Origin of the sequence: Pseudomonas moorei, from assembly GCF_042846945.1 — a bacterium.
In the GTDB taxonomy this organism is placed as follows: domain Bacteria; phylum Pseudomonadota; class Gammaproteobacteria; order Pseudomonadales; family Pseudomonadaceae; genus Aquipseudomonas; species Aquipseudomonas moorei.
The window spans coordinates 4,739,240-4,763,271 of record NZ_AP035776.1 but is presented as its reverse complement, the minus strand read 5'-3'; the positions used below and the strand labels follow the sequence as shown (position 1 = coordinate 4,763,271).

General features: G+C 59.9%; 19 protein-coding genes and 1 pseudogene. 8 read left to right on the top strand and 12 right to left on the bottom strand.

Annotated features, from left to right (window positions below):
• Positions 1–59: 59 nt before the first annotated feature.
• The 9 genes and pseudogenes from ACGJAX_RS22435 to ACGJAX_RS22395 form a co-directional block, all read right to left on the bottom strand.
• The gene (locus tag ACGJAX_RS22435; protein WP_390956207.1) at positions 60–1,532 is read right to left on the bottom strand and encodes a mannitol dehydrogenase family protein; all 1,473 of its coding nucleotides are present in this window, start codon (positions 1,530–1,532) and stop codon (positions 60–62) included.
• Between the two features lie 16 nt (positions 1,533–1,548).
• The gene (locus ACGJAX_RS22430) at positions 1,549–2,652 is read right to left on the bottom strand and encodes a sn-glycerol-3-phosphate ABC transporter ATP-binding protein UgpC (RefSeq protein WP_390956206.1); all 1,104 of its coding nucleotides are present in this window, start codon (positions 2,650–2,652) and stop codon (positions 1,549–1,551) included.
• Between the two features lie 145 nt (positions 2,653–2,797).
• Positions 2,798–3,628 carry a carbohydrate ABC transporter permease gene (locus ACGJAX_RS22425; protein WP_007936731.1) on the bottom strand — a complete coding sequence of 277 codons (831 nt, stop codon included), beginning with the start codon at positions 3,626–3,628 and terminating at the stop codon, positions 2,798–2,800.
• 10 nt (positions 3,629–3,638) lie between these two features.
• Positions 3,639–4,538 (bottom strand): carbohydrate ABC transporter permease, encoded by a 900-nt coding sequence (locus tag ACGJAX_RS22420; RefSeq protein ID WP_236693137.1) that lies wholly within the window; start codon positions 4,536–4,538, stop codon positions 3,639–3,641.
• A gap of 201 nt (positions 4,539–4,739) precedes the next feature.
• Entirely contained in the window at positions 4,740–6,050 is a 1,311-nt protein-coding gene (locus ACGJAX_RS22415; RefSeq protein ID WP_390956205.1) for an extracellular solute-binding protein, read from the bottom strand.
• A gap of 346 nt (positions 6,051–6,396) precedes the next feature.
• Positions 6,397–7,302, bottom strand: a complete 906-nt coding sequence (locus ACGJAX_RS22410; RefSeq protein ID WP_090321422.1) for an AraC family transcriptional regulator — start codon at positions 7,300–7,302, stop codon at positions 6,397–6,399.
• Positions 7,303–7,382: 80 nt separating this feature from the next.
• Positions 7,383–7,544: pseudogene (locus ACGJAX_RS22405) on the bottom strand (phospholipase); the annotation flags it as partial.
• A 64-nt stretch (positions 7,545–7,608) separates the two neighbouring features.
• Positions 7,609–8,913: a glycosyltransferase gene (locus ACGJAX_RS22400; protein WP_390956204.1), complete on the bottom strand. Its 1,305-nt coding sequence runs from the start codon at positions 8,911–8,913 to the stop codon at positions 7,609–7,611.
• A gap of 78 nt (positions 8,914–8,991) precedes the next feature.
• Entirely contained in the window at positions 8,992–9,351 is a 360-nt protein-coding gene (locus ACGJAX_RS22395; RefSeq protein ID WP_390956202.1) for a response regulator, read from the bottom strand.
• A gap of 259 nt (positions 9,352–9,610) precedes the next feature.
• Here ACGJAX_RS22395 and ACGJAX_RS22390 point away from each other — a divergent pair, with 259 nt between their 5' ends.
• The 5 genes from ACGJAX_RS22390 to ACGJAX_RS22370 all read left to right on the top strand — a co-directional run bounded on the left by ACGJAX_RS22390 (position 9,611) and on the right by ACGJAX_RS22370 (position 16,152).
• Positions 9,611–13,099, top strand: a complete 3,489-nt coding sequence (locus tag ACGJAX_RS22390) for a response regulator (protein ID WP_390959971.1) — start codon at positions 9,611–9,613, stop codon at positions 13,097–13,099.
• Positions 13,099–13,932 (top strand): protein-glutamate O-methyltransferase CheR, encoded by an 834-nt coding sequence (locus ACGJAX_RS22385; protein WP_090321434.1) that lies wholly within the window; start codon positions 13,099–13,101, stop codon positions 13,930–13,932. The genes ACGJAX_RS22390 and ACGJAX_RS22385 overlap by 1 nt, the downstream gene beginning before the upstream one ends.
• On the top strand, positions 13,929–14,522 hold the full coding sequence (locus tag ACGJAX_RS22380) for a chemotaxis protein CheB (protein WP_090321437.1): 594 nt from the start codon (positions 13,929–13,931) through the stop codon (positions 14,520–14,522). The genes ACGJAX_RS22385 and ACGJAX_RS22380 overlap by 4 nt, the downstream gene beginning before the upstream one ends.
• On the top strand, positions 14,516–15,697 hold the full coding sequence (locus ACGJAX_RS22375) for an ATP-binding protein (protein ID WP_390956200.1): 1,182 nt from the start codon (positions 14,516–14,518) through the stop codon (positions 15,695–15,697). The genes ACGJAX_RS22380 and ACGJAX_RS22375 overlap by 7 nt, the downstream gene beginning before the upstream one ends.
• Positions 15,698–15,774: 77 nt before the next feature.
• Positions 15,775–16,152, top strand: coding sequence for a response regulator (locus tag ACGJAX_RS22370; RefSeq protein WP_090321444.1), 378 nt, complete (start codon positions 15,775–15,777; stop codon positions 16,150–16,152).
• Between the two features lie 45 nt (positions 16,153–16,197).
• On the opposite strand, the gene ACGJAX_RS22365 is transcribed toward ACGJAX_RS22370, so the two are convergent.
• From ACGJAX_RS22365 to ACGJAX_RS22355, 3 genes are all read right to left on the bottom strand, one after another.
• Positions 16,198–17,868 (bottom strand): response regulator, encoded by a 1,671-nt coding sequence (locus ACGJAX_RS22365; protein WP_390956199.1) that lies wholly within the window; start codon positions 17,866–17,868, stop codon positions 16,198–16,200.
• Positions 17,865–19,367 (bottom strand): ATPase domain-containing protein, encoded by a 1,503-nt coding sequence (locus ACGJAX_RS22360; protein WP_090321451.1) that lies wholly within the window; start codon positions 19,365–19,367, stop codon positions 17,865–17,867. Before ACGJAX_RS22360 ends, ACGJAX_RS22365 begins: the two co-directional genes overlap by 4 nt.
• A gap of 116 nt (positions 19,368–19,483) precedes the next feature.
• Positions 19,484–20,539: a tetratricopeptide repeat protein gene (locus ACGJAX_RS22355; RefSeq protein ID WP_390956198.1), complete on the bottom strand. Its 1,056-nt coding sequence runs from the start codon at positions 20,537–20,539 to the stop codon at positions 19,484–19,486.
• 170 nt (positions 20,540–20,709) lie between these two features.
• Between ACGJAX_RS22355 and ACGJAX_RS22350 the strand changes: the two genes are divergently transcribed.
• Genes ACGJAX_RS22350 through ACGJAX_RS22340 form a run of 3 tightly spaced genes read left to right on the top strand, consistent with a single transcriptional unit; the run spans position 20,710 to position 24,005 of the window.
• Complete coding sequence (locus ACGJAX_RS22350; protein WP_390956196.1) at positions 20,710–22,845, top strand: FUSC family protein; 2,136 nt, start codon at positions 20,710–20,712, stop codon at positions 22,843–22,845.
• A complete protein-coding gene (locus tag ACGJAX_RS22345; protein ID WP_047528674.1) occupies positions 22,835–23,035 on the top strand; it encodes a DUF1656 domain-containing protein in 201 nt (66 codons plus the stop codon). Before ACGJAX_RS22350 ends, ACGJAX_RS22345 begins: the two co-directional genes overlap by 11 nt.
• A 4-nt stretch (positions 23,036–23,039) precedes the next feature.
• Positions 23,040–24,005 (top strand): biotin/lipoyl-binding protein, encoded by a 966-nt coding sequence (locus ACGJAX_RS22340; protein ID WP_390956195.1) that lies wholly within the window; start codon positions 23,040–23,042, stop codon positions 24,003–24,005.
• The last annotated feature ends 27 nt before the right edge of the window (positions 24,006–24,032 follow it).

The window sequence follows — 24,032 nt, the reverse complement described above, 5'->3', positions numbered from 1 at the left end:
TTGTCTGTCAGGTCGTCATCGCGGGCAAGCCCGCGACGGCAGCAGCTTCAACGCAGGACTTATGCCAGAACCCTCTCCAGCGTCCGCGTCACCCCGACATCGCGCAAGCTGTTGCAGCACCACTCAAACGCCGCGACAAACTCCGCCGAGCGTGGTATCGCCGTGCCAAAGATCTCCTCGACCCCCAGTATCCGTTGGGTGATCAACGCATCATCGGCCACCAGCGCCTGGCAGAACGCCGCCCGTGGGTCCGGGATGGCGTAGGTGTCGCCGTTCTCGTCCACACCCTTCAAGTACAAGGCCCAGGCGGCCACGACCAGCGCCGCCCGTTTGGTGTCCTGACCGTCGGCGATCAGGCGGTTGATGGTCGGTACGGTGAATTTCGGAAACTTCGACGAACCGTCCGAGCAAACGCGCTCCAGTTGGTCGGCAATCGCCTGGTTGGAAAAACGTGCCACCAGCGTGTTTTTGTACTCGGTCAGGTCAATTCCCGGTACCGCTGACAACTGCGGGGTCACATCCAGGTCCATGTAGGCGCGCATGTAGCGCACGAACAGGGGATCGTTCATGGTCTCGTGGACAAAGCGGTAACCCTTCAGAAAACCCAGATAAGTCAGGGCCAGGTGACTGCCATTGAGCAGTTTGATCTTCATTTCTTCATAGGGCGCGACGTCGTCGGTGAACTGCACGCCGACCTTTTCCCAGGCCGGGCGACCATTGACGAATTTGTCTTCCAGCACCCACTGCACAAAGGGTTCGCAGACCACCGGCCAGGCGTCGTCCAGCCCATGCTTGTCGGCCAGTTGCAGGCGATGTTCGGTGCTGGTCATCGGCGTGATGCGGTCGACCATGGCATTGGGGAAACTCACGTTGCGCTCGATCCAGTCGCGCAGACCGGCGTCGCGCAATGCCGCGAAGGCCAGCAACGCCTTGCGGGTGACGGCCCCGTTGTGCGGCAGGTTATCGCAGGACATCAAGGTGAACGCCGGTGTGCCAGTCGCCCGGCGTTTGGCCAGTGCGGCACAGAGGAAGCCGAACACGGTTTTCGGTGCGTCAGGGTTCGCCAGGTCATGCTGGATCTGCGGCAGCCCGGCCATGAACTCGCCATTGCTGTCATCGATGCAGTAGCCGCCTTCGGTGATGGTGAGCGAGACGATGCGGATTTCGGGGCTGGCCAGTTTTTCGATCAGCGCCCGGGCACCGTCTTCGGCCAGCAGCATGTCGCGAATGGCCCCGATGACCCGCACTTCGGTGTCGTCGCTATCGCCCAGTTCGAACAGGGTGAACAGGTAGTCCTGTTCTTTCAGATCGTCCCGGGCACGGCGGTCTTCGGCGCGCAGGCCGACACCGCAGATCGCCCATTCCAGGCCTTCGCCGGTATTCATCAGGGCGTCGGTGTAATACGCCTGATGGGCGCGGTGGAAGCCGCCGACGCCAATGTGGGCGATGCCTTGGCGAGTGTCACTCAGGGCGTAGGCGGGCAGGGCCACTTCGGGGGCGAGGCGGTTGAGGTTCTGTCTATTGAGTTTCATCACAGGTTCTCTGAAATCAGGCGGCAACGCGCAGTGGGCGGGTCAGCGCCACGCCGTTGGCATCGAATAAATGGCAGTGCCCGGCGTCCAGATGCAGGCTCAAGGACTCACCGTAGCGGCTGGCCAGATCACCGCGCACACGCATGGTCAAGGCCTCGCCGGAAGTGGTCACGACGTGACAGAAGGTGTCGCTGCCCAGGCGTTCGCTGACGTCGGCAGTGACTTGCAGTGTGCAGTCGCCAGGCTTGGCCAGCTCCAGGTGTTCCGGACGAATGCCCAGGGTCACCGCGCCACCCACGGTCAGGTCGGCAGCGCTGAGCGGCAAAGTGATGCGGGTGCCGGCGTCCAGTTGCACTTCGCAACCCTGGCTGTCGACACGGCTGACGTTGCCCTTGAGAAAACCCATTTTCGGCGTGCCGAGAAAACCGGCGACAAACAGGTTGGCCGGTTGGTGATAGAGGTCCAGGGGCGAGCCGACTTGCTCGATCTTGCCGCCGTTGAGCACCACCACCTTGTCGGCCATGGTCATGGCTTCGACCTGGTCATGGGTCACGTAGATCATCGTCGCTTGCAGGTCTTTGTGCAGGCGCAACAGTTCCAGACGCATCTGTACCCGCAGTGCCGCGTCGAGGTTCGACAGTGGTTCGTCGAACAGGAAAATCTTCGGGTTGCGCACGATGGCCCGCCCGATCGCTACGCGCTGACGCTGACCACCGGACAATTGCTTGGGTTTGCGCTCCAGCATCGGCCCCAGCTCGAGAATGCGCGCGGCTTCGCTGACTTTCTTCTCCACTTCAGCCTTGGGCACGCCCGCCAGATCGAGGGCGAACGACATGTTCTTGCGCACGCTCATGTGCGGATACAGGGCATACGTCTGGAACACCATCGCCAGATCGCGCTTGGCCGGGCTGACCTCAGTGATGTCGCGGCCATCGAGTTCGATGGTGCCGCCGCTGACTTCTTCCAGGCCGGCGATCAGGCGCAACAGAGTGGATTTGCCGCAGCCCGACGGGCCGACGAACACCACGAATTCCTTGTCGTACACTTCCAGGTCGATGCCTTTGATGATGGAAAAGCCTTCGAAGCCTTTCTGCAGATTCTTGATTTTCAGGTTGGCCATGGTGGTGGGCCTCCACTGTTGGTTATTTGGTTGAACCTGTAGGAGCGAGCTTGCTCGCGATGAACTCACAGGCGTCACGTTTGTTGAGGCAGCCCGCGTTATCGTTTACGTCCATCGCGGGTAAGCCCGTTCCCACAATGGGTATTCATTTCACGGCGCCGAACGACAGGCCGCGCACCAGTTGTTTCTGGCTGATCCAGCCGAAGATCAGGATTGGTGCGCAGGCCAGGGTCGACACCGCCGACAACTTGGCCCAGAACAATCCTTCGGGGCTGGAGTACGAGGCGATCAATGCGGTCAGTGGCGCGGCTTTCGATGAGGTGAGGTTCAGCGACCAGAACGCTTCGTTCCAGCACAGGATCAGCGACAACAGGACGGTAGAGGCCAGCCCGCCCTTGGCGATCGGCAGCAACACGCGGACCATTTCCTGCCACAGGGTCGCGCCATCCAGCCGAGCGGCTTCGAGGATGTCTTTGGGGATGTCCTTGAAGTAGGTGTAAATCATCCAGACCACGATCGGCAGGTTGATCAGGGTGTAGATCACGATCAGCGCGATGCGCGTATCCAGCAGACCGAAGCTCTTGGCCAGCAGGTAGATCGGCATCAAGACGCCCACCGGTGGCAGCATCTTGGTCGAGAGCATCCACAGCAGCGTGCCTTTGGTGCGTTGGGTTTCATAGAACGCCATCGAGTAGGCCGCCGGCACCGCAATCAGTAGGCACAGCGCGGTGGCGCTGAACGAGATCACCACCGAGTTCCAGGCGAAACTGAAGTAATCACTGCGCTCGTTGATGTGCAGGTAGTTCTCCAGGGTCGGGGTGAAGATGAACTGCGGCGGCGTGGCGAACGCGTCGATTTCGGTCTTGAAACTGGTCAGCACCATCCAGAAGATCGGGAAAAAGATCAGGATCGCGATGGCCCAGGCCAGGGTGCCGAGCAGCAGGCTTTGCAGGCGACGGGATTGTTGAAGGGTCATGGCGCGGGCCTCAGGCTTTATCTGTCAGGTTTTTGCCGATCATTCGCACCAGCACGATGGCCGCGATATTGGCGATCACCACCGCAATCAAGCCGCCGGCGGAGGCCATGCCGACGTCGAACTGCACCAGCGCCTGGTTGTAGATCAGGTAGGCGAGGTTGGTCGAGGCGTAGCCGGGGCCGCCGTTGGTGGTGGTGAAGATTTCGGCGAACACCGAGAGCAGGAAGATGGTTTCGATCATCACCACCACGGCAATGGGCCGGGCCAGGTGCGGCAACGTCAGGTGCCAGAAAATCGCAACGGGCCCGGCACCGTCCAGGCGCGCGGCTTCCTTCTGTTCCTGATCGAGGGACTGCATGGCAGTCATCAGGATCAGGATCGCGAAGGGCAGCCATTGCCACGAGACAATGATGATGATCGACAGCAGCGGGTAATGCGCCAGCCAGTCCACCGGTTGCGCGCCGAACAGTTTCCAGACGTAGGCGAGCATGCCCGACACCGGATGGAAGATCAGGTTTTTCCAGATCAGCGCTCCGACCGTGGGCATGATGAAGAACGGCGAGATCAACATCACCCGCACGATGCCTCGGCCGAGAAATTCACTGGCCTCCAGCAAGGCACTGATCAACACGCCGAACACCACGCTGATCAGCAGCACGCTGCCCACCAGCAACAGGGTGTTGGTGGCCCCGGGCAGGAACCCCGAGTCCGTCAGGAAGTAGGTGAAGTTCTCCAGCCCGACGAATTCGTTTTCACCCGGATTGAGCAGGTTGTAGCGAATCATCGAGAAGTACAGCGTCATGCCCAACGGCACGATCATCCACAGCAGCAGCAACGCCACCGAAGGGCTGACCAGAAACCAGCCTGGGTTGCTCAACCGGCTTTTACGCAGCGGTTGAGGGATTTCCATGTGAGCTTTGGCAGTTGAGGTATTCATGGTGATCACGACCGTTTGGGTGCAGAAACATGTTCAGGAAAGAACAACATTCCTGACATAGACGCGAACCCTGTGGGAGCGGGCTTGCCCGCGATGGCGATTGAGCCGTCGACATCAATGTTGAATGTGCCGGCCTCATCGCTGGCAAGCCAGCTCCCACAGGTTAAGTGGCGGTTACTTGGGATAACCGGCGCGCTTCATCTCTCGCTCTGTGGTTTGCTGCGCCGCCGTCAGGGCCTGGTCGACCGTCATTTGACCGATCAGCGCCGCGGAAAACGACTTGCCGACCTGGGTGCCAATGCCCTGAAACTCGGGAATGGTCACCAACTGAATGCCGATGTAGGGCACCGGTTTCAGCGTCGGCTTGCTCGGGTCTGCGGCTTTCAGTGACTCCAGCGTCACCTTGGCAAACGGCGCGGCACTCATGTACGCCTCGCTGTAGGTCGAGGCCCGGGTGCCTGGCGGCACGTTGGCGATGCCGTCTTTTTCTGCAACCAGCGCACTGTATTCCCTGGAGGTCGCCCAGGCGCTGAAGGTTTTCGCCGCATCCTTGGCCTTGGAACTGGTCGGGATCGCCAGTGCCCAGGAGTACAGCCATGCCGAGCCTTTGTCGGTGACCTGATGCGGGGCGTAGGTGAAGCCGACGTGATCGGCCACTTTGCTTTGGGTCTTGTCGGTGACGAACGAGCCGGCGACGCTGGCATCGACCCAGATCGCGCATTTGCCGCTGTTGAACAGCGCCAGGTTTTCGTTGAAACCGTTGCTCGATGCGCCCGGCGGGCCGGATTTCTTCATGGTGTCGACGTAGAAGTTCAGCGCGTTTTTCCACTCGGCGCCGGTGAATTCCGGCTGCCATTGCTCATCGAACCAGCGCGCGCCATAGGCGTTGGCGAGGGTGGTGATCAACGCCATGTTCTCGCCCCAACCGGCCTTGCCGCGCAGGCAGATGCCGTACTGCTCTTTATCCTTGTTGGTGAGTTTGCCGGCGAACTCGCCGATCTGTTCCCAGGTCGGGCGCTCGGGCATGGTCAGCCCGGCGTTCTTGAACAGGTCGGTGCGATAGTAGGTGATGGAGCTTTCGGCGTAGAACGGCAGTGCGTACAACGAACCCTTTACCGACAAACCTTCACGCACCGAGGGGAACACATCGTCGAGGGCATAGCTCGCCGGCAGGTCCTTCATCGGTTCCAGCCAACCCTTGGCGCCCCACAGTGCCGCTTCGTACATGCCGATGGTCAATACGTCGAACTGCCCGCCCTGGGTGGCGATGTCGGTGGTCAGGCGCTGACGCAGGACGTTTTCTTCAAGCACCACCCAATTGAGCTTGATCTCCGGATGTTCGGCCTCGAAGGTTTTCGAGAGCCTTTGCATGCGGATCATGTCGCTGTTGTTGACGGTGGCGATGGTCAGGGTCTGGGCGCCGAGGCTGACGCTGCTGAGGGTCATGCAGGTGAGGGCAAGCAGAGCTTTTACAGAAGGTTGCATCGTGCACTCCTTTTCTGCTCCCGAGGGGGAACAGAAGGACGGTTATTGTTTTTGTGTCTTCCGCTTGTAGGAAGAATCTGCGCTGATTACAGCCTTCAATTCACGGCGAAACAAATCATCCGTCGCACTTGAATCGATACTTTTTTGCACTGGGGTTTAGAGCGGTAGACGCAGGGAAGGGCTTTTCAGCGGTGAAGTGATATCGAATCCGTACAGGTTTTCGACACCAGGCAGGTCAAAACCTGTGGGAGCTGGCTTGCCAGCGATGGCGGTGGATCAGTCGATAGAGATGTTGGTTGCGCAGGCCTCATCGCTGGCAAGCCAGCTCCCCCGGGGACGGGTGATGTCAGCCGTGGTTTTGCTCGGTCAGACGCTGTACCACCAACCGCCGGTAATGGGACGGCGTCATGCCCTTGAGCTGTTGAAAACGCCGGTTGAAGTTGGAAATATTGTTGAAGCCCGATTCGAAACAGACGTCGGTCACCGGTTTGTCGCCGTCGGCCAGCAACTCGCAGGATTTACTGATGCGCAGGCGATTGACGAACTCGATGAAATTGCGCCCGGTGGCCTGTTTGAACACCCGGCTGAAATAGGTCGGTTTCATGCCCAGGTGCTCGGCGACTTCTTCAAGCGGCAACTCCCGCGCGTAGTGGGCAAAGATGTAATCCACCGCGCGGTTGGTGCGGTCGATGTTGTGCTCGTCAGCCAGTTGCGGCGTCGTGGCGCCGGACAACAACTGATAGTCGTCAGTGGCTGCGAGCAATCCCAGCAGAATGAAAAAGTGCCCCAGCCGCGTCACGCCCTGCGTATCAGCGATGCGTTGCATCAGGTCCATCGCCTGGCGGATGGTGTGCTTGCAACGAAATTCGATGCCGTACTGCGCCCGCTCCAGCAGCGGGGCGAGGGTCTTGAGTTCGGCGAACACCTGATAGCCGCTGTCGAACAACTCATCGGTGAAGTTCACCAGCATGTCGCGCTTGGGCACCACTTCGTCTTCGGCCACCTGGCTGATCCAGTTGTGCGGCAGATTCGGGCCGGTCAGGAACAGGCTTTCGGGGTAGAAATTGCCGATGTAGTCGCCGATGAACACCTTGCCGGAGCTGGCGACAATCAGGTGCAACTCGTATTCCTTGTGGAAATGCCAGCGTACCAACGGGCAGGGAAACCCGTGCTGGCGGTAGATGATGGACAACCCGTTGTGGTCATCCATCAGCTCATAGGAAGGGTCGGTTACTCTGGCATTACGAGTCATGTCGGCACGCTTTTCTTGTTAACGCACCGTGATCATGCCCTTTGCGCAGTGGCAAATGCCAGTTTGCCGCAATATGACGTCTAGCGAGACCTTGTGGACTCATGGAGCGCGTGGCCGTAAACGGCTTTCATGCTGCTGGGGCTCCAGCAATAGCGGACGATGTCGGATTCTTCGAAAAAATCGGTGCTGATGATGCAGCAGCGCGTGCCCCGGCTTCGTGTGGTGCTGAACCAGTCGTAGATAAAAACCATCGTAGGGGGCATCTGCCAGCGTTATTACGTCCTGTCTATGTTGGAGCGCCGTAGGTCATATAACTTTTTCTGGAACGCGATTCTTTGCCTCAATCCATTGCGCCATGTACTGGGTGCTCTTGTGTTGATGGTGGCGCAACATGCTGCCGGTAAAGTTATCCCGGCGGATCTGCGCCAGATGCCGTTGGCAATACTGCAGCTTTTCAATCAGGGCCGGGCCATGGGTGGACTGCTGGTAGCGGCTGGCGAGCAGTGCCTGGGCCTGGCGCTGGGCTTGCTGCCAATCAGCCTTGTCGGTGTGCAAGCGCACCGCGTTATCGGCGAACTCGCGGGCGGTTCGGCACACGGCTCCGGGCCAGGCTTGCGAGCCATGCATGGCTTCAGCGCCTGTTGGCGTGGTGACAGTCGGCGTACCGCAGAGCATTGCATCAACGATTTTGCCTTTGATTCCCGCGCCAAAACGCAGTGGTGCCAGGCTCACCCGAGCCGCCGACATGACCTGCAACGCATCTTCCGCCCAGTTCATCACGTGAAAGCCCTGGCCGGCATTGTGCAGCGCGGTTGCCTTGGGCGGCGTGTAAGCGCCATAGATATGCAACTGCGCGCCAGGCAACTGCTCGCGGATCATTGGCCAGATGACAGTTTTCAACCAAAGCACCGCATCCCAGTTGGGCGCATGCCGAAAGTTGCCAATGTGCAGGAAGTGCGCGCGGCCTTCGAACGGTACCGGCAGCTGGTTCGGCAGATCAACCATCAGCGGGCACCAATGCAGCAGGCTTCGCGGAAGGTTGAACTGCTCGACCAGCAACTCGATTTCCACCTCGGAGATCATCAGGTTCAAGTCACAACGATAAATCGCGGCGATCTCCCGTTTGGCCAGATCGGTATCGGCCATGAACTCGAACTCCTCGCGCAACGCCGGTGCAAACAAGTCCGTGAAGTCATTGGCGTCATCACTGGCCTTCAATCGCGCCTTGAGTCTTTGATGCCGGGCATCGCGCAGACTTTGCAGGTCGGACGTTTCCAGCACACGCAGGGCCTGGGGACAATGTTTCTCAACGCGCCAGCCAAACTGTTCTTCCATCATGAAGCGATCGAACAGCACCAAATCCGGGGCCAGTTCGCGCACGAACGTGTCGAAGCTGCTGTTATTCAACTCGATCGGCACCTCACGAATACCCAGCGCCGTCAGGTCAGCCCGGTGTTCGCCGCTGCCGGCCGGGCTGCTGAAGGTGATGTCCCAACCCTGCTGCAGGAATGTCTCAAGGATCTGCATCATGTGGCCGCCGGCTGCGGAGGAGCGGGGCTCGGGCCAGACGTAACCAATGACCAGGACTCTGGTTGCGCGAGGTTCACTCATGTACGGGGTTTCCTTGGAGCGTGCAGGGGGCAGACAAATTTACGAGGGGGCGGTATTAGACCATGGCCGGTAGCAGGTTCACTCGAGAATGCTCTTGACCTTGTCCCGCAACTGATCGATGGAGAAGGGTTTGCCAATCACATGCATCCCTTCGGGCACTTCGATGCTTTCGGCATAACCGCTGGCAAACAAGACCGGTAGATCGTGGCGCAGCATGCGCGCCTGAGCGGCCAGTTCTCGGCCATCCATCACTGGCAGGCCGACATCGGTCATCATCAAGTCAATGTGCTGGTCCTCGTCATTGAGAAAATCCAGCGCCTGCTCACAGCCATCGGCTTCAAGAACTTTGAACTCCAGCTCCTCCAGCACATCGACAATCAGCATGCGCACGATGGCATCGTCTTCGACGACCAGGATGATGGAGGAGTTGGCAGGCATGGCGGACATCTCGAAAAGTGGGGAGGGTGGCCAGTCGATCGAAATCGCCGGCCTCTTGCATGAGTAAATGGCGACTGCCGACAAGTTCCCGACAGGCTATAAAAAGAGTAGTGAAACAGTAGCGGTAAGGATAACCGCTCCTGTAGGGCCAAAGCAGCTGAGAGGTAGGATTTTGCGCGAAAATGCATCAGAAAATTGGATCAATGCGCCGGTTATGGGGCAAACTCCTTGGTTTTCACCAGTTGGACAAGGCTTGACTATGACCTCTGAGTCTTCAGTTGATGAGCAACGGTTCCGCAAACTCCTGAGCCGCAACATCAGCCTGCCGCTGGGTGTTGGTGTTATCAGTGCTGTGTTCTTCGTTTCGTTGATCATGTACCTGCTGTCGACGATCCAGTGGGTCGAACACACGGATCGGGTGATCAATAACGCCAATGAAGCGCTCAAGCTGACGGTCGACCTGGAAACCGGCATGCGCGGTTTCCTGCTCAGCGGTGACGAGAAATTTCTCGAGCCCTACGAAACGGCAAAGCCGAGAATCGAGGTCGTACTCACGACCTTGCTCGATTTGACGGGCGACAACCCGGCCCAGACCGACCGTCTGCACCGGCTGCAGGCCTTGCAACAGGAATGGGCCAACTATGCGCAAAGCATGATCGATTTACAGCGATCCAGCGGCGATTACCGCGGCGCGGTTCGGGCTGGAAAAGGCAAGCGCTTGACCGATGAGATCCGCAAGCAATTCGAAGACGTGATCGACATGGAGCAGCAACTGCGCACCACCCGCAACGATGAGGTGAGGCGCACGACGGTCTGGAGCATCGGACTTTACCTGTTGTTCATCGCCGCCATCAGTGGCTTGCTGGCGTATATCGGCCGGCGCGACCTGCTCAATCTGTCCACCAGTTACAGCGCCAACCTTGCCGCGCAGCAGGCCAGCGCCCGTCGCCTGGAACAGCAGGCCTGGCTGCGCAATGGCCAGACCGAACTCGCTGAGCAGGTACTGGGGCAACTGAGCCTGAATTTGCTCGGGCGCAACATCCTGCAGTTCTGCGCGCAGTACCTGGGCAGCGCCGTGGCGGCGCTGTATGTCCGTGAAGAACACGGTGGCCTCAGGCGCGTGGCGTCCTACGGCTTTTCGCGTGAGCAGGAAGCCATCGATCAGCAGATCTACAGTGACGAAGGCATTGTCGGCCAGGTGGCACAACAGGCGCGCCTGATCCGCCTCGACAACGTCCCGAGCGACTACTTCAAGGTTACTTCCGGCCTCGGCCAGGGCTTGCCACACAGCGTGCTGGTGGTGCCGACCAGCGACGACGACCGGGTCAATGGCGTCATCGAACTGGGTTTCCTGCGCCCACTGAACGACCGCGACATCGAATTGCTTGAGTTGATAGCGGCCAACATCGGCACCTCCATTGAGGCCGCGCGTTATCGCCAGCGCCTGCAGGAAGTGCTGGCCGAAACCCAGCAACTCAACGAAGAGCTGCAGGTGCAGCAAGAAGAGCTCAAGACCGCCAACGAAGAACTCGAAGAACAGTCGCGGATCCTCAAGGAGTCCCAGGCGCACCTGGAAACCCAGCAGGTGGAGCTGGAGCAGACCAACGAGCAACTCGCCGAACAGGCAACGATTCTGGCCGAGCAACGCGACGCCATGGACATGAAGAACACCGAGCTCAATCAGGCCCAGCATCAACTTGAAGAGCGCGCTGAAGAGCTGCAGCGCTCCAGCAAGTACAAGTCGGAATTTCTCGCCAACATGTCCCACGAACTGCGCACGCCGCTCAACAGTTCGTTGATCCTGGCCAAGTTGCTGGCGGAAAACCCCCAGGAGAACCTCAGCTCCGAACAGGTCAAGTTTGCCGAATCGATCTATAGCGCCGGTAATGACTTGCTCAACCTGATCAACGACATTCTCGATATTTCCAAGGTCGAGGCCGGCAAACTGGAGATCCGCCCGGAAAGCACCAGCGTCGCACGTCTGGTGGACGGCTTGCGCGGGATGTTCCAGGCATTGGCCACGGACAAGCAGCTGGAGTTTCACGTCACGGTGGAAGACAGCGCTCCCGCGTTGATCTTCACCGACCGCCAGCGCCTGGAGCAGGTGATCAAGAACCTGCTGTCCAACGCGGTGAAGTTCACCGAAAAGGGCAGTGTCAGTCTGAGTGTTGCCTCGGCGCCCAACCACGGCATTGCCTTTAGTGTCCGCGACACCGGGATCGGCATTGCCGATGATCAGCAGGAAAGCATTTTCGAAGCCTTTCGCCAGGCCGATGGCACCACCAACCGCCGCTACGGTGGCACCGGGCTGGGCCTGTCGATTTCCCGCGACCTGGCCGCCTTGCTGGGCGGCTCCATCAGCGTCAGCAGCATGCCGGGGCAGGGCAGTGTATTCACCCTGGTCTTGCCGCAACAATACGTCGAACCGGGTGAGGACCCCGTCGAACCGATGCGTTCGGTAGCGCTAGCGCCAGCTCCGCCTGCGGCGCCGGCCGCGTTGGCGCCGCGGGTAATCGAAGACATCCCGCGCTTCGACGATGACCGCAACAGGGCACCGTTCGCTACCCGCTGCATTCTGGTGGTCGAGGACGAACCGAACTTTGCGCAAATTCTTTACGATCTTGCCCATGAGCTGGGTTATCAGTGCCTGGTGGCCCATGCTGCCGATGAAGGCTACGACCTGGCCCGCGAGTTCACTCCCGACGCGATCCTGCTGGACATGCGCCTGCCCGATCATTCCGGCTTGACCGTCCTGCAACGCCTCAAGGAGCACGCGCAAACCCGGCATATCCCGGTGCACGTGATTTCCGTCGAAGACCGGGTCGAGGCGGCGATGCACATGGGCGCCATCGGTTATGCGCTCAAGCCGACCACTCGCGAAGAACTCAAGGACGTCTTTGCGCGCCTGGAAGCCAAGCTGACCCAGAAAGTCAAACGCGTGCTGCTGGTGGAGGACGATGATCTGCAGCGCGATAGCATTTCCCGCCTGATCGGCGACGATGACATCGAAATCACCGCCGTCGGCCTGGCTCAGGACGCACTGGATCTGCTGCGCACCACGATCTTCGATTGCATGATCATCGACCTCAAACTGCCGGACATGCTCGGCAATGACCTGCTCAAACGCATGTCCACCGAAGACATCTGCTCGTTTCCGCCAGTGATCGTCTATACCGGGCGCAACTTGACCCGGGACGAAGAAACCGAGCTGCGCAAGTATTCGCGCTCGATCATTATCAAGGGCGCGCGTTCGCCGGAGCGCTTGCTGGATGAGGTCACACTTTTTCTGCACAAAGTCGAATCCCGGCTGTCCCATGAACGACAGACAATGCTCAAGACCGCCCGCAGCCGCGACAAGGTGTTCGAAGGGCGCAAAGTGCTGCTGGTGGACGACGACGTACGCAACATCTTCGCCCTCACCAGCGCACTGGAGCAAAAGGGTGCAGTCGTGATCATTGGCCGGAACGGCCTTGAGGCGATTGATCGATTGAATGAAGTCGAGGACATCGATCTGGTGTTGATGGACGTAATGATGCCGGAGATGGATGGCTTCGAAGCCACCATCGAGATCCGCAAGGACCCGCGCTGGCGCAAGCTGCCGATCATTGCGGTGACGGCCAAGGCCATGAAGGACGATCAGGAGCGCTGCCTGCAGGCAGGCGCCAACGATTACCTGGCCAAGCCCATTGACCTGGATCGTCTGTTTTCGCTGATCCGTGTGTGGTTACCGAAAATGGAACGTATCTAGTGGAGCGCCATTATCCAGGGGAGCGAAACAGCGAAATCGAATTGCGCTTGTTGATCGAGGCGATCTACCTGAAGTACAGCTATGATTTTCGCGATTATTCCGGCGCTTCGATCAAGCGCCGGGTCACTCATGCGCTGAGCCAGTTCGAGTGCAATACCATTTCGGCCCTGCAGGAAAAGGTCTTGCACGATCCGAAGGCGTTCATGCAGTTGCTGCAGCTGCTGACGATTCCGGTCAGTGAAATGTTCCGTGATCCCTCGCACTTTCTGGCCATACGCAAGGAAGTGGTGCCGCTGCTCAGGACTTACCCGTCGATCAAGGTCTGGATCGCCGGTTGCAGCACGGGTGAAGAGGTCTATTCGATGGCGATTTTGCTGCGCGAAGAAGGCCTGCTGGACCGCACCATCATCTATGCCACCGACATCAATCCGCGTTCGCTGGAAAAAGCCAAGCAAGGCATTTTCTCGATGGAGAATGTCCGGGCCTACACTTCCAACTATCAGCACGCGGGCGGTCAGCGCTCCTTCGCCGATTACTACACGGCAGCCTATGGCTACGCGATATTCGACAAGTCGCTGTGCGAGAACGTGACGTTCGCCGATCACAGCCTGGCGACCGACAGTGTGTTCTCGGAAACTCAGTTAATTTCGTGTCGTAACGTATTGATTTATTTCAATAAAAAACTTCAGGATCGCGCATTCGGTTTGTTTCACGAGTCACTGTGCCACCGTGGATTTCTGGTGCTGGGGAGCAAGGAAACCCCGGATTTTTCGGCCTATGGCAATCAATTCGAGCCCTTGGTCAAACTGGAACGGATCTACCGTAAATCATGAACAACGCCATGGGCTTGCCTTCCATAGAAGCAATCGTGATCGGCGCCTCGGCAGGCGGGGTAGAAGCGTTGCTCAATATCCTCACCCCGCTGCGTAAAGGCTTTGGGTTGCCGATCATTGTGGTGCTGCACTTGCCGGATGATCGTCGCAGCCAGTTGGCGGAAGTCTTTGCCCGACGGGTAGCCTTGCCGGTGCTGGAGGCCGGCGACAAAACCCAGGTCGAAGCCGGAACCCTGTATTTCGCCGCGCCCGGTTATCACTTGTCAGTGGAGCAGGACCGCAGCTTTTCCTTGAGTCTTGAAGAGCGCGTGCATTATTCGCGGCCCGCCATCGACTACCTGTTCGAATCGGCCGCCGATGCCTATGGGCCGAAACTGCTCGCCGTGTTGTTGACCGGCGCCAATCGCGACGGGGCCCACGGTCTGGCACAGGTCAAGCGACGTGGCGGGCTGACGGTCGTGCAAGACCCGGACGAGGCGCAGGTCGCGACCATGCCCCTGGCGGCGCTGGACATTCACCAGCCTGACCACATTCTCACTATTCACGGCATCGGCCGTCTGCTTGTCGAGCTGGAACACATCGCATGCTAAGTAATATTCAGGCAAAACTGCTGATCGTCGACGATTTGCCGGAAAATCTGTTGGCACTTGAAGCGCTGATCAAGCGTGAAGACCGCATCGTCTACAAGGCGCTTTCCGCCGACGAAGCCTTGTCGCTGTTGTTGCAGCACGAATTTGCCATGGCCATTCTCGACGTGCAGATGCCTGGCATGAACGGGTTCGAACTGGCCGAGTTGATGCGTGGCACGGAAAAGACCAAGCACATTCCCATCGTGTTCGTCAGCGCCGCCGGTCGCGAGCTGAACTACGCGTTCAAGGGCTATGAAAGCGGTGCCGTGGACTTCCTGCACAAACCGCTGGACATTCATGCGGTCAAGAGCAAGGTCAATGTGTTCGTCGAGCTGTTTCGTCAGAGCAAGGCGATGAAGCAGCAGGTCGAGCAGCTGGAGCAGAGCCGGCGCGAACAGGAAGCGTTGCTCAACCGCTTGCAGAGTACCCAACTGGAATTGGAGCAGGCCGTGAGGATGCGCGATGACTTCATGTCCATCGTCGCCCACGAAGTGCGCACGCCGCTCAATGGCCTGATCCTCGAAACCCAGTTGCGCAAGATGCATCTGGCCCGGGATAACGCGGCCGCTTTTACCCTCGACAAGATGCACGCGATGGTCGACCGCGACGAACGGCAAATCAAAAGCCTGATCCGCCTGATCGAAGACATGCTCGATGTGTCGCGCATTCGCACCGGCAAGCTGTCGATCCGACCGACACGCTTCGATCTGTCGGAACGGGTTCGCCATGTATTGCAGAACTTCGCCGCGCAGATCGAGGCCGCCGAGTCCTCGGTGACCCTGGTGGCCGAGCAACCGGTGATCGGCAACTGGGATGAGTTTCGTATCGAGCAGGTCATTTCCAACCTGCTGACCAACGCCTTGCGTTACGGGGCCAAGAGCCCGATCACCGTGAAGGTGTACAGTGAGAACGGTGAAGCACGGGTAGAAGTGCGTGATTTCGGGATCGGCATCAGTGAAGAGAACCAGCACAGGATTTTCCAGCAGTTCGAGCGCGTCACGGCCAAACACGCCGTCGCCGGGCTCGGGCTGGGATTGTTTATTTCCGAACAGATTGTCACCGCCCATGGCGGTAGCATTACCGTCGAAAGCCGGATTGGCGAAGGCGCCCTGTTTCGCGTTTGTCTGCCGCTGTAGGAAAACGGCGCGATAAACGCAACCTCTGATCGACCTCACGGTCGTATCAGCAGCTATTGACCGAACAAAGGCTTCCCATGAGTGAAGATGCACAAGACGTCGTATTGATCGTCGAAGATGACCCCTCGATTCTGATGATACTCACCGCCTACCTGTCGGGGGAGGGCTATCGGGTACTGCAGGCCGAAAACGGTGAGCAGGCCTTCGAGATCCTCGCCAGCAAGCCACACCTGGACATGATGATCACCGACTTCCGCCTGCCGGGCGGAATCTCCGGCGTGCAGATCGCCGAACCCGCGGTCAAGCTGCGACCGGAACTCAAGGTGATATTCATCAGTGGCTACCCGCAGGAAATCCGTGAAACCGACAGCCCGATCACGCGCACCGCGCCTATTCTCGCCAAGCCGTTCGATCTGGATGTGCTGCAGGAAATGATGCAGGACATGCTGTCCTGATGGCGTCAGGCGCTGCCTTTTGGCAACGCCTGCCAGGTGAGTTCTTCACACGCTGATCATCTCCCGCACCTTCGCCGTCAACAGGTCGAAAGTGAACGGTTTGGTGATCATCTGCATACCGGGGTCAAGAAAACCGCCGCGCACTGCCGCGTGCTCGGCATAGCCGGTGATGAACAGGACCTTGAGCCCGGGCCGGTGCTGTCGGCCGATCTCCGCCAATTGTCGACCGTTCATGCCGGGCAAGCCGACATCGCTGATCATCAGGTCGATACGCTGCGGCGAGTCAAGAATCGGCAACGCGCTGTCCGCATCGCTGGCCTCGACGAAGGCATAGCCCAGCTCACTCAACACGGTACTCACCAACACGCGAACTGCCGGGTCATCTTCGACGATCAGCACGGTTTCGCCATTCTGCGCGAAAAGCGGATGCTGGCGATCGACCGGACTGACCTGTGGCAGGTCGCCCCCGAAGCGAGGCAGGAACAGGCTCACCGTGGTGCCTTCGCCTACTTCGCTTTGAATGGCGACGTGGCCCCGGGATTGTTTGCTGAAGCCATAGATCATCGACAAACCCAGGCCGGTGCCCTGGCCGATGGGCTTGGTGGTGAAAAACGGATCGAAGGCACGGCTGATGGTGCTTTGCGGCATGCCACAACCATTGTCCGTGACACTGAGCATCACGTAGTCACCCGGCTTGAGGTTGCTGTGGGCTTCGGTGAAGCCGGCATCCAGCTGCTGGTTCGCAGTCCGCACCACCAGCTTGCCGCCATCGGGCATGGCATCGCGGGCATTGATGACCAGGTTGAGCAGGGCGCTCTCCAGTTGATTGGGGTCGGCCTCGGCCACCCATAGACGCTCGCTCAGCTGCATTTCCAGGCGAATGCTTTCGTTGATGCTGCGTTGCAGCAATTCGCCCATGGAGATCACCAGGTTGTTCATCTCCACCGGCTTGGAGTCCAGCGACTGGCGGCGGGAGAACGCCAACAGCCGATGAGTCAGGCCCGCCGCGCGATTGGCTGACGTCACGCCAAGGTCGATCAGGCTGTCCAGATCTTCGGTGCGGCCACGGGCCAGGCGCCGGCGCAGCAACTCCAGGCTGCCGATGATGCCGGTCAGCATGTTGTTGAAGTCATGGGCGATACCGCCCGTGAGCTGGCCGACCGCCTCCATTTTCTGCGACTGGCGCAACACTTCTTCATTGTGACGCAACTGCGCGGTGCGCTCTTCGACTTGCTGCTCAAGGGTTTCGAGGGTGTTCTGCAGGCGCAGCTCGCTCTGGCTCAAGTCGACCAGCCGGTCCCTGGCTTCATATTGTCGTCGCCGTCCGCGCAGGGCCGTGGTCACCAGGCTGATCAATGTCTCCGGATGAAAGGGTCGCTCAAGGAAGGTGACGTTGCCCAATTGCGGGCCAAAACGTGAGGCAGGGTTTTGTTCCGGGCCACCGTGATGGGTCAACAATACGATTGGCAGGTCCGACCAGGCTGGCTGCTGCTCGATCAGGCCCAGCAAGGGTTCCAGATCGATGCCCAGCAAGGCCTCGGCGGAAATCAGCAGCAACCCCGCACCCTGTTCCAGTTCGCGGCATAGCTCGACCAGACCCGCACTGATAACGCCGTCGAAACCCGCTTCACGGAGCAACATCAAGGCGATCTGGCCGTCACGTCCCAGCGGCGCGAGGATGATCGCGCGCTCGGAGGTGGCTTCGACCGCCGTCATGGGCTTTCTTCCCCGAGCAGCGGGTTGCTGGCGCCCATATAAGTGGGAACGCCGCGCAAAACGCCCTGGAATGATTCCAGCGGCTCGCCGATGGTCATGCCGTGGCTGCTGATGCGGTATTCACGGATGGTCGATTCATGGCTGCCGGTGCGTTTCTTGATCACCGAAATCGCCCGGCGCACCTTGCCCACGGCTTCGAAGTAACGCAGCAGAATCACGGTGTCCGCCAGATAGGTGATGTCCACCGGGGCCTGCATATCGCCTACCAGCCCATGCTGGGCGACGGTCATGAAGGTCGCGGCGCCCTGACGATTGAGGTACAGCAGCAGCTCGTGCATGTGCAGGACCAGGGCGTTCTCTTCGGGCATGGCCGCCTGGTAACCGTTGATGCTGTCGATGACCACGGTCTTGATGTTGCGCTCGTCCACACAGCGACGAACCCGGTGGGAGAACTCGCCTGGGGACAGTTCAGCGGCATCGACTTGTTCGATCAGCAAGTTGCCGCTGCGCTGCAGCCCCTGCAAATCGATACCGATGTTTTTCATGCGCTCAAACAGCAGACCCAGTTCCTCGTCGAAAATGAACAGGGCGGCTTTTTCACCCCGGGCCACGGCAGCGGCCGCGAAGATCATGGAGATGAGGGACTTGCCGGTACCGGCCGGACCGAGAATCAACGTGCTGGAGCCGGTTTCGATACCGCCGCCGAGCAGGGCGTCCATTTCCGCGATGCCGCTGGTCAATTGCTGGCGCAGGTAGCGCCCGCGGTGTTCAGCGGCCACCAGGCGCGGAAACACATGCACGCCATCACCCATGATGGTGAAGTCATGAAAGCCGCCACGGTATTTCTGGCCTCTGTACTTCACCACCCGGATACGTCGCCGTTCGGCGCCGTAGTTGGGGGTCAGTTCCTCCAGGCGAATCACGCCGTGGGCCACGCTGTGCACGGTTTTGTCGAGGGACTCGGTGGTCAGGTCGTCGAGCAGCAACACGGTGGCGTCGTAGCGCACGAAGTAGTGCTTTATCGCAAGGATCTGCCGGCGGTAGCGCAATGAGCTTTGCGCCAGCAGGCGGATTTCGGACAGGCTGTCGAGCACCACGCGGGTTGGCTTGAAGCGTTCGACCACTTCGAAGATCTGCTTGGTGGCTTCGCCCAACTCCAGGTCAGAGGAGTACAGCAGCGACTGCTGGTGCTGGGCATTAAGCAGGCTTTCCGGCGGCGTCAGTTCGAAAATATGCACGTTTTCACCCAGTTCCCAACCGTGGGAGCGGGCGCCCTGGCGCAGTTCGCGTTCGGTTTCGGACAGGGTGATGTACAACGAGCGTTCGCCGGCCTGGGCGCCGGCCAACAGAAAGTGCAGGGCAACGGTGGTTTTGCCGGTGCCCGGTTCACCCTCCAGTAAAAACACGTGGCCGCGAGAGAGTCCGCCATCGAGGATGTCATCCAGCCCTTCGATACCGGTGGCGGCTTTTACACTGATCAACTCGTGGGATATAGACAAAAAATGCCCTCTCTTGACTAGGGGAACGAGGCAGTGGGCGCTGAGTGCCACTATGGTCTGCCTATTCACTTGACCTTTGGTCGAGACGAGCGTTCAACAAAATTTACGGCGGGATATCAGAGACCCTGCTGCAGGGCCGGATCGTCCGGATTCATTTGTTCGAGTTGTGCCAGCAGGATCTGCACATTCTGCAGTTGTCCGCTTTCCTTCCAGTAGTTGATCAGCAGCACTCGCGCCCTGCGATCGTTCGGGTGGCGCTGGACGATCTCCTGCAATTGCTTCTGCGCCGCTTCGAGCTCCTGTTCACCGTGCAGGGTAGTGGCCAGGTCATAGCGATAGTCCTTGTTGTCCGGCTCGAGCTCCACGGCTTTGGACAGCCCCAGCAGGGCGAATTCACTCTGGCCATGATTGAGCAGCCAAAGCCCGAGGGCATGCTGCAAATAGGCCGAATCGGGCTGCGCCTTCAATTGCCTGGCCAACAGTTGCTGGGCGGCATCGCTTTGTCCCAGTTTATCGAGCACGTCAATCTGCATGACCAGCGCCGGCAGGTTGTCGGGGGCCAGGCGCAGGGTGTTATCAAGCGCCTGCTGGGCTTCCTTGAATTCGGCATTGTGCAAATGCAGGCGAGCCAGTTGGTAGTCATTCTCGGCACTTTCCGGCGCGTTTTTGAGTACTTGCTCCCAGGCATCGATGGCTTGTTCCAGCGGCCCGAAATACAAGCCGAGGTCATCCGGTGACAAGCCCAGCAAGGCGTTGACGACGGCAAACCGCACATTCTGGTCGCTGTCCTCCAGCAACGGCCCGAGCAACAAACTGCGCTGGCCGTTGGGCACCAGTCCGCTGATGCTCTTGATCGCCGCGATGCGCACATCGGGCGACTCATGTTTCAAGTCGGCGTCCGCGAGTTTCAGGGCCACCGAACTCGGATAGTTGGGCAGTTCGGCATGCAACCAGATGCGCCGCTTGGGCGACAAATCGGGGCGGCCCAATTGTTGGTACAGCACGCGAGCGGCGCCGGGCTGGCCGGCACGGGCCTGGGTCAGCGCTTCGCTGTAACCGCGCTTGATCGCTTCAGGCACCACAGGGGTCGTGCTGCGCTGGTACAGCCATGCGAGGCCGACGACAAACAAGGCGCAGAGACTGATAAGCAGATAACGGCGGGAGTGGGGCATGCAGAATCCGGGAGCTGGCAAGCTTTTGCAAAGCCAGCAGCTTCGGTCAGGCGAGGCTCCGAGTCAAACCCTGACTGACCTGGAAAACGGCAAATCGCGTTGGTTCGGAAAGCTGTCGAGCCCGCGCAGCTGTGACTAAGCTTGCTGGACAACGGTCAGCGGGCGTGGCAATGCAAGCGCTTCTCCAATACTTCAAGGCGATACTCAACCCCGGCCCCGGGGTGCTGCTGTTTGCCTTGAGAACCATCGCCGCGGGGCTGCTGACGCTGTACCTGGCCTTTCTGTTCGACCTTGATCAGCCCAAGTGGTCGGTCATGGCCGTGGTCATCATCAGCCAGCCATTGGGCGGTATGGTGCTGGCCCGTAGTTTTGGCCAGGTCATCGGTACGACCATGGGCGCGGTGGTGGCGGTGGCCACCATGGCGATCTTTCCCCAGGCGCCCCTGCCTTTCATTGGCACCCTGGCCTTGTGGCTCGCGTTCTGTACCGCCGGCGGCACTTTGTTGCGCTACACCAGCTCCCAGGCGTTCGTCCTCAGTGGCTACACCGCCGTGGTCATTGCGCTGCTGGCGATACCGGATCAGGACGGCACGTTTCTGCTGGCGGTCACCCGAGTCACCGAAACCTTGTTGGCTGTTGCCTGTGTGTGCGTGGTCAGCCTGCTCACCGCGCGCCCTGAAGCCGTGGCCCGGGATTACTTCGCCAAAATCGATCAAATCACCAAACTGCTGGCGACCCATGCCAGTGCGGTCATCCGCACCGAGGAAAGCGAGGCGGATTTTCAACGCCGGCAAATGCAACTGTTGGGTCAGATCAGCGCCCTGGAGGGCGTGCGCCGGCACCTGTACTTCGATGCGCCTCGATTGCGCAGCGCCAACGGTCTGGTGCAACTGCTGGGCAATCAGTTGGTGTTGCTGACCGCGAGGCTGACCGCCTTGCGTCACCAGCGGCAATTGCTGACAGAACGTTGGGAAGGGGAGTTACCCGAGGAAATCCAGCGGCTACGCGAGGAGGAACTGGCCTTTCTCGATGAATTGGCACAACAGGGACGCTCGCTGTCCAGCGAAAAACGCCACCCTTTCACTACGTTGCGCCAACGCTTCGACGAGCTGGCCTACAGGGCCGAACAAATGACCGAGAGCATGCCGGCCACCTTGCGCTCGCTGGCCTGGTCACTGCGCTGGGAACAGGCGCGGATGCTGCAGCAACTGGAACAGATACTGGAGCTCAGCGATGCCATTCAGAGCGGGCGGCCCGCCAGCAGCGTCTTTCGCGGGCAAGAGAATCCGCTGCATCTGGACTTTACCCTGGCGACCATGAATGCCATCCGCGCATTCACCGCGCTGTTGGTGGCTGGCCTGATCTGGATCGAAACCGGCTGGGACGGGGCGCGGGCGGGCATGGTGCTGCTGGGTATTCTCTGTTCGCTGATGTCGACGTTTCCACGGCCGCTGCTGGTCGTTCAAAGCTATGCCCGAGGGTTTGGCCTCGCGTTGCTGGCGTCGGCGCTGCTGCAGTTCCTGTTCGTGCCGATGATCAGTAACTTCGAGATGCTCGCGTTGCTGCTGACGCCCTTGCTTTACGCGGTCGCCGTGGGGCTGTCCAGTCCGCCGACCACCGGTACCGGTATCGGTTTGGGGCTGACGACATTTCTGCTGCTGGGCCCGTTGAACGTGGGGCTTGGACAAAACACCGCCACCCAGTGGTTCGAGTTCGCCGGTGCCTATACCTGCGCAACGGTACTGGGATTGAGCGTCTACGCGCTGATCTTTCCGTTCAGGCCGGTACTGCGGATGCGCCGGTTGTTCAAGGAGAACTGCGAGCAGGTGTACGCCTTGCTGAAAGTCCCGGCCACCGATGAAAACCAGTTTGCCTTCGAGAGTCGCATGGTGGATCGCCTGACCATGATGCTGGGATTGTTGCCGGCGGCCCAGGACCAGGCATCGCGGGACCTGTTTGATGTCAGCCTCGGTTGCATGGCTTTGGGTATCGCCTTGAACCAGCTGCGTCAACAGGGGCAGGGCAACGCGTTGCTGACGCCGGCGCTGCAAAGCCAGCTGTTCGCCACGGTGCGTGAAACCGGGAGGCTGGTCGCCGGCCGCCCCGGCATTCGAGCGGATCGCGTGATCGCCAGCCTGCACACCTTGGGCGATGAACTCGACACCCTGCACTCCAGCGTCCATGAACACCTGTGGTCGGTGTTTCGCATGCGCGTGGCGCTGCTGATCGTGGTGTCATTCCTGGAGCGCCATAGCCGTCACTTTGAACCGGTCACCCCACAAGGAGTACCTGCACTTGCCCATTGATCTGGAAATAGGCGGTGTCTACCTGCCGCCCATCGCCCAGGCGCTGCTGCTGGGCCTGCCGATTTTCCTCGCGCTGGACTGGGTGCTGCGGCGCCTGGGGGTGCTGCGCTTTGTCTGGCATGAAGCGTTGTTCGAGGGTGCGTTGTACGCCTGCGTGTGTGCGACGCTGATTTTGCTGATGGGAGCCTGACGCCTTGAAGAAGATCCTTTCACACTTGACGACCGTGGCCGTGGTCGTGTTGGCGTTCGTTCTCGGCTGGTTTGCCTGGGAGCATTACACCCGCGCCCCCTGGACCCGGGACGCCAGGGTGCGTGCCGACGTGGTGACCCTGTCCGCCGATGTCTCGGGGCGCATCGTCAGTCTCGGCGTGCAGGACAACCAGCATGTGGACAAGGGCCAGTTGTTGCTGGAAATCGATCCGGCGCGCTATTCCCTGGCAGTTGAACACGCCAGACGCTCGGTGGAGGTGGCGAAAGCATCGCTGGGCCAGTCTGAAGCGACCATCGTCTCCAGCGAGGCGTTGCTACACCAGCGCCAGAGCGAAGAGCGGCGGCGGCGAACCCTCAAGGAGCGCTCGGCGATTTCCGGTGAGGAGTGGGAGAAGTCCAACACCGAAGTCTCGGTGGCGCAGGCTGACTTGCTGCGTAACCAGGCCAACCTGGGGCTGGCGCAGGCCAACGTGCAACTGGCGATTGCGGCCTTGACCCAGGCCGAACTGGACTTGAAGCGCACGCGGGTCGAATCGCCAGTCAGTGGCTACGTCACCAACCTGCTGACCCGCGAGGGTGACTATGCAGCGGTGGGCGGTCCGTTGTTGGCACTGGTGGACAGCGACAGCTTCTATGTCAGCGGCTACTTCGAGGAAACCAAGTTGCCGCGCATCGCCGAGGGCGACCGGGTCGACATTGAATTGATGAGCGGTGAAAAGTTCGGCGGCACTGTGCAGAGCATTGCCTTCGCGATCGCCGACCGGGAAAACCTGCCCGGTGGGCGGCTACTGGCCAACATCAACCCCAGCTACACCTGGGTCAAGCTGGCGCAAAGGGTACCCGTGCGGATCAGGATCGATGAGGGCTACGCCGGCAAAGACAAGCTGCGCGCCGGGACCACCGCCACCGTTACCATCGAGGAAAATCAAAAATCTCAAGGGGACCGCTAACTTCGCGGACACATTCGGACCCGGTGG

Excerpts from the sequence above, each read along its gene's own strand:
- ACGJAX_RS22395 (WP_390956202.1), bottom strand. The coding sequence starts at position 9,351 with ATGCCTGCCAACTCCTCCATCATCCTGGTCGTCGAAGACGATGCCATC.
- ACGJAX_RS22435 (WP_390956207.1), bottom strand. The coding sequence starts at position 1,532 with ATGAAACTCAATAGACAGAACCTCAACCGCCTCGCCCCCGAAGTGGCC.
- ACGJAX_RS22365 (WP_390956199.1), bottom strand. The coding sequence starts at position 17,868 with ATGACGGCGGTCGAAGCCACCTCCGAGCGCGCGATCATCCTCGCGCCG.
- ACGJAX_RS22355 (WP_390956198.1), bottom strand. The coding sequence starts at position 20,539 with ATGCCCCACTCCCGCCGTTATCTGCTTATCAGTCTCTGCGCCTTGTTT.
- ACGJAX_RS22410 (WP_090321422.1), bottom strand. The coding sequence starts at position 7,302 with ATGACTCGTAATGCCAGAGTAACCGACCCTTCCTATGAGCTGATGGAT.
- ACGJAX_RS22370 (WP_090321444.1), top strand. The coding sequence starts at position 15,775 with ATGAGTGAAGATGCACAAGACGTCGTATTGATCGTCGAAGATGACCCC.
- ACGJAX_RS22430 (WP_390956206.1), bottom strand. The coding sequence starts at position 2,652 with ATGGCCAACCTGAAAATCAAGAATCTGCAGAAAGGCTTCGAAGGCTTT.
- ACGJAX_RS22415 (WP_390956205.1), bottom strand. The coding sequence starts at position 6,050 with ATGCAACCTTCTGTAAAAGCTCTGCTTGCCCTCACCTGCATGACCCTC.
- ACGJAX_RS22400 (WP_390956204.1), bottom strand. The coding sequence starts at position 8,913 with ATGAGTGAACCTCGCGCAACCAGAGTCCTGGTCATTGGTTACGTCTGG.
- ACGJAX_RS22380 (WP_090321437.1), top strand. The coding sequence starts at position 13,929 with ATGAACAACGCCATGGGCTTGCCTTCCATAGAAGCAATCGTGATCGGC.
- ACGJAX_RS22375 (WP_390956200.1), top strand. The coding sequence starts at position 14,516 with ATGCTAAGTAATATTCAGGCAAAACTGCTGATCGTCGACGATTTGCCG.
- ACGJAX_RS22425 (WP_007936731.1), bottom strand. The coding sequence starts at position 3,628 with ATGACCCTTCAACAATCCCGTCGCCTGCAAAGCCTGCTGCTCGGCACC.
- ACGJAX_RS22350 (WP_390956196.1), top strand. The coding sequence starts at position 20,710 with ATGCAAGCGCTTCTCCAATACTTCAAGGCGATACTCAACCCCGGCCCC.
- ACGJAX_RS22420 (WP_236693137.1), bottom strand. The coding sequence starts at position 4,538 with ATGGAAATCCCTCAACCGCTGCGTAAAAGCCGGTTGAGCAACCCAGGC.
- ACGJAX_RS22390 (WP_390959971.1), top strand. The coding sequence starts at position 9,611 with ATGACCTCTGAGTCTTCAGTTGATGAGCAACGGTTCCGCAAACTCCTG.